The sequence below is a fragment of the Aeromonas sp. HMWF015 genome (assembly GCF_963878965.1).
GTDB classification, from domain to species: Bacteria; Pseudomonadota; Gammaproteobacteria; order Enterobacterales; family Aeromonadaceae; genus Aeromonas; species Aeromonas veronii.
The window spans coordinates 1-4,889 of the sequence record NZ_CAWNZT010000439.1 but is presented as its reverse complement, the minus strand read 5'-3'; the positions used below and the strand labels follow the sequence as shown (position 1 = coordinate 4,889).

Annotated in this window: 5 protein-coding genes and 1 pseudogene; 3 read left to right on the top strand and 3 right to left on the bottom strand. The window is 58.4% G+C overall.

Annotated features, from left to right (window positions below):
• The coding region (locus AACS18_RS22715; RefSeq protein WP_181363359.1) for a hypothetical protein at positions 1–578 on the top strand (578 nt) is incomplete at its 5' end.
• A 198-nt stretch (positions 579–776) separates the two neighbouring features.
• Here the strand turns inward: AACS18_RS22715 and AACS18_RS22710 are convergent.
• The gene (locus AACS18_RS22710) at positions 777–1,601 is read right to left on the bottom strand and encodes a DUF1194 domain-containing protein (RefSeq protein WP_108613390.1); all 825 of its coding nucleotides are present in this window, start codon (positions 1,599–1,601) and stop codon (positions 777–779) included.
• 167 nt (positions 1,602–1,768) lie between these two features.
• Between AACS18_RS22710 and AACS18_RS22705 the strand changes: the two genes are divergently transcribed.
• Both AACS18_RS22705 and AACS18_RS22700 read left to right on the top strand, forming a co-directional pair.
• On the top strand, positions 1,769–2,536 hold the full coding sequence (locus tag AACS18_RS22705) for a hypothetical protein (RefSeq protein ID WP_005351432.1): 768 nt from the start codon (positions 1,769–1,771) through the stop codon (positions 2,534–2,536).
• Positions 2,523–2,969 (top strand): hypothetical protein, encoded by a 447-nt coding sequence (locus AACS18_RS22700; RefSeq protein ID WP_108613389.1) that lies wholly within the window; start codon positions 2,523–2,525, stop codon positions 2,967–2,969. Before AACS18_RS22705 ends, AACS18_RS22700 begins: the two co-directional genes overlap by 14 nt.
• On the opposite strand, the gene AACS18_RS22695 is transcribed toward AACS18_RS22700, so the two are convergent.
• Both AACS18_RS22695 and AACS18_RS22690 read right to left on the bottom strand, forming a co-directional pair.
• Positions 2,947–3,423, bottom strand: a complete 477-nt coding sequence (locus tag AACS18_RS22695) for a hypothetical protein (RefSeq protein WP_108613388.1) — start codon at positions 3,421–3,423, stop codon at positions 2,947–2,949. The genes AACS18_RS22700 and AACS18_RS22695 overlap by 23 nt on opposite strands.
• Positions 3,424–3,434: 11 nt before the next feature.
• Positions 3,435–4,889, bottom strand: a pseudogene (locus tag AACS18_RS22690) (hypothetical protein); the annotation flags it as partial.

Sequence of the window (4,889 nt, the reverse complement as noted above, 5' to 3'; positions counted from 1 at the left end):
ATTTTAAGACTGATAAAGGTAATGTTTATAATCGTTTTTCTGGATATGTAAAAGCTTTCTCTGGAAACGTTTGTTATCAAAATAAAATAGATCTTGAATTGATTTCTGAGTACCAGGTTGTTATAGCTAGCTTGCCGTCAATACCTTTAAAAGATATAGCTATTGATGACGGTGGGATTTATACTGCATATAGTGAGATTACATTGTCAGGGATGTTTTATGGTGAAGGTGGAGTAATTAAGGAAGTACATGATAATTTTGGTTTTCCGACTTACACAGAGTTTTTAAATAGCACATGGAGTAGAAAGTGGAACCACGTATGGAACTTAGACTTTCTAGAGTTAGAATTTAGTGAAATGAGACATTCGCTTATTTACACTTTGGCTGGACCATTTGCGTTTATAACTTACTCGAATACATACGTAGGTTTTTGGGGTGGAATAAAGAAACTATGGAACAAGTTTGTACTAAATGTTATGGCAAATGAAAAAGCACTCAAGGTATATTGGTGGGTAACTATGCCACTTAGAGTTAAACGTTGGCAAAGACATAACAAGGTGTCTAAGAGTGATTCGTAACGCGTGGTATTTTTCCCATTCGTTATTTTCTGTGTTTAAAGTGGTTTGCTAAGGCTTCTTTATTGCTTTACTCACACCTTACGCGGTGTTAGGCTCTAGGGAAAAAATGACTAAGAAATATAAATTGTCCAAAGATATGTAGTGGGCAAATAAATCAGGGAGCCATAGCTCCCTAATCGCGACACACGGGGTGATAAATCAGCCGTTGGCGGGCTGCAGGCGTCCCTGATTACGGCGTTGATAGCGCCAGGCCAGCAGTAGCGGCATACCGAGCAGCAGCTGGGCGGCCAGCGGGATCTCCTCGATGGGGGCGGCCAGTGCACCTTCCGGAATAATGCCCCCCTCAATTTCGGCCGCCAGTTTGAGCTCCAGCGCATTGCCAAAGTCGGCGAAGGTGGTGGCATTGATCACAAATGCATCCTGACCGCCCGCCACGTTCTCCACATACCACTCTTGCAACACCCCATCGGCATAGTCCTGACCTATGGTGATGCCGTTGATGGTATCGATGCCTGAGGCGAGCAGTTGATCCCGCACGGTAGAGGTATCCAGCCCGTTGTTCTGGATACCGTCACCCGACACATCCATCACCTGGCGGGCGGCGGTGAAGTTGTTGGTATCAAACTGCTGGGCACCAAAGGCCATCGCCGAACCGGGGGCCGTCATCCCCGCATAGGGGCGGACCAGGGCATCCAGGGTGGCGGCGAAGTTGTTGATGGAGGTCATGTCGTAGAGGTGGAACCAGTCAGTCATCACGCTCTGCTGGGTCGAGCCGCTCCACATCACCATCTGCACGGCGATTGACCCCAGCTTGTCGCCACTGGTGTCGAGGATGGCGCTCTGTACATCCTGACTGTAAAAGGCGTCCACATAGCCCTGTAATTGCAGATTGAATTCCGATGAACTGACGCTGCCCGACACATCCATCAGCAGTTGCAGTTCGGTATCGACTTCGGTCAAGGCGTATGCGGGGGAGGTGACCAACAACATCCCCAGCAGCCCTGCCAACGGTTTGAGTTTCATTGCCCACTCCTTCTCCTTGGCGCTAGTGCCAGCAGGGGGAATGAATAAAGCGTGCCAGCTTTGTTGCATCCTCTGACTTGGCTTGATCCGGGTGAGGCCGGGCAGGCATGGAACTTGCGAGAACTTGCGACAGAGGTCAAAAGCGCTGATAACCGGCAGGAGTTGCGATGGAGATCCGTCCCTGGCAGTGGGCACCCAACTGGCTGCTACTTGGTTTGGCCAATCAGTGGGGCATGGTGTGGCTCAATATGGGCCACTTCAACCTGCTGGTGGTGTTGCTGATTGCTATCTGGTGGCAAATTGCATCGCGGGTTGCACCGAGCTGGCGTCCGCATCCACTGGCGCTCGCCCTCTTTATCCTGCTGATCCTGATCCCCAGCGCCAGTTGCAAGGCGCTGGCCTGTCTGCTGTTGGTGGCCTCGCTATGGCGCCGTCATCAGAGTGGCGATGAGCGGGCGGTGTTGCAGATTGTGCTCGCCTTTACCGTGGCGGTGTTGTGGGGGCAGCAGGTGTTTGCCCTGCTCTCCGGCCCTGTGCTGGCCCTCGATGCCTGGGGGGTAGGCCAGTGGTTGCAGCTGCTGGGCTGGGAGACTCGCCTTGATGGCAATCGCATCGAGCGGTTGGGGGGTCATGCCCTGATCGTGCTCAAGGGGTGCTCCTCGTTTTCTCAACTCTATCTGGTGGTGCTCTCCTGGCTGGTCTCCTGCTGCTGGCTGGCGCCTGAGCGCCCCCTCTACCGGCAGTGGCCCATGTTGCTGCTGGTTTGCCTGCTCTATATCGGGGCCAATCAGCTGCGGTTGGTGCTGATGAGCCTGGATCTGCGCTGGTATGGCTGGCTGCATACCGGCTCGCTGGCCCAGCTCTACCAGTGGGCCATCATGTTGTTGGTGATGACCATCCTCTTTATCCGGGGGCGCCGTGATGCATCTATCTAGGGGATATCTGTTGCTGTTGCTGGTGGCGCTGCTCAGTGCTGCCGCCATGGGCTGGCGTTATCAGAACCGGACGATCAATGAGGGGGCCAAGCCGATGCTGCTGGAGCTGGTCCAGATGGGCTGGCGCTTGCGGGTGGCTACGCCGGTATTGGGCGGCACCTATGTCAGCTATCAGCTGGCCCATCCCCGCTGTGATGGTCTGCTGCAGGCCATGCTGGTGGCGCCGGATAGCGAGGCGATGTCAGTGACGCTGGCGGGTGAAGGGATGAGCCAAGGGGTGATGTTTTTAGGCGAGCTGCACCAGAGCCCGCCGCTGCTCTCTTACCGTCTGACCCAGGGGTGGCGCAAATTGTGGGGGCTGGCCCCTTATCCCCTCTATCGGGTGGCTTTGCCGACTTCTTGCATTGACCTTATTGCGCCGCCGCTGGGGTGACCGACCCCGGTTCACCGTTTGGCAGAATGCGGATCAGCAAGGTATTGGGGGCCAGCATGGGGTCATAGCGGGGCTCCAGCTCAATGGCGCGAGAGCCCAGCAAGCGGGTGAGTGCGGTTAGCCGCACGCTCGCTATCCGCGCACTCTCCAGCATGTCGGTTTGCAGCCCGGGGCCGCTTACCAGCGCAATCCGGGCCGGATCCTTGCGTCCTAAAAACTGATGCAGCAGCTGCTCCTGATCCGCTGGCAGTTGTGTCTCCGCTTGCTGGTACTGCAGTTGCAGCTGGGGCTGTTCGGCCATTTGCTGTTCCCGCAACTGGTTGAGGATCGGCAGGGTCTCATTGACCGGCACCTGACGGGCGCAACCGGTGAGGAGCAGCAGCGGCAGCATCAGAGGCAACAGGCGGTGCAGGGCGCTGTCTTTGGCTGTGGAGCGGGGAATCTGGTTGGCCATACGCAGTCACTTCAGGAGGATGAGTTGGCACCAGTTTGCAATGTTTTCAATCCCTTGGCCAGTTGTTCAATCTCGCGGCGCCACTGGATCCAGGCGGCAGAGGGCAGTTGCTCTGCCACCTGCCAGCGGGTCGGCAGCTGATCGCGCAGGCGCTCCAGTAGCAGGGCGGCCTCCACCTGATAGCGGGCCTCCAGCTCCAGCCAGGCGAGCCAGCGCAGATCTTCGATGGCTTGCTGCAACAGCAACAGATTGTGAGAGAGGCGGTGTGCCTCGCAGGCTTGCGGGCCGAGCAGCATAAAGTCGCTCTCCCGCCCATCGGTGGGGTCATAGGGCAGGGCGGTGGGCATGCGGCCATGCCACTGCAAATAGCCCTCGGCGCCGCTATGCCACAGATAGAACCCGGCGGCTCTCGGGGTGCCCAGATTGTAAAACCAGGGGGTGACCTTGTGCTGGCGTACCCGCGCCACATCGGCCTTGTCGGCGCCAAAGCCTGCGTTGATCAGGGCAATCTCCACCTCTGCCAGCAGACCAACCTGACCCGGATGATTGAAGTGACCCGCGCGGATCACCGCCGGATCCCGCCGTTTCATCTCCCGCGCCAGGCTGGTGATGGCTGGCAGGGTGGCAAGATCGGGCTCATCAAACAGGCTCCATGCCAGCGGCGGCAAGCCGCTGGCGGTCAGCCCCTGTTGCCGCGCCTGCCACTGATCAAGCTGGCTGGCAGGGTCACTCCCCCAGCGCTTGAGCGGGGTATAGGCCAGCAGGGGCGGCACAAAACCGAGCCCCACCGCCTCTCCCATGACCTCCCGCATCCCCGCCTCATCTTGTGGCAGGGCGGGCGAGAGGCCGCTGATCCCGAGTTTGGCAAGCCGCTGCAGATCGCAGCGGCTGGCCTCGGCGATCTGCTCTTTTAACGCCTCGGGGTTGGGGCTCAGCCAGTTCAGATAGGGGGGCGCTTCGACATAGATGCCGATCGGCTTGCTGGCCGCGGGCAGAGTCATCGGCAGCACCTCGATAGTCAGCGGTAACTGCACCAGTTGCTGTTGGCTGAGCAGCTGAATATTGCCGAGATAGCGCCCCGCCGGCGCATCGCGGGGGATGGTGATCTGCAGCACCAGACGCCGAGGTACGTCTGCCAGCAGGGTGAGCCCGGCGATCCCCTCGACCAACTCCTGATCCGAGGGAGCCAGCAGGGTGCCGCTCGCCTGCGGGCGAACCAGATGCCACTTGCCGTAATAGGGGGTCAGCGCCAGCGGCGATCCTGCCTGCTCGGGGGGCTGGATCACCAGCAAGGGGGCCGGATCGTCGGTGGCGGCGTGGATGGCAAACTCCAGCAACAGCTGGCTGCCACGGGCGGCCAGCACGGGTTGCGCAGCCTGCTGCAACGCATCGGCCGCAGATAGCGGGGCGATCTGCAGGGTTGGGGCGGCATCCGTAATCGGCGTGAGGCTCAATTGCTGCGCAGC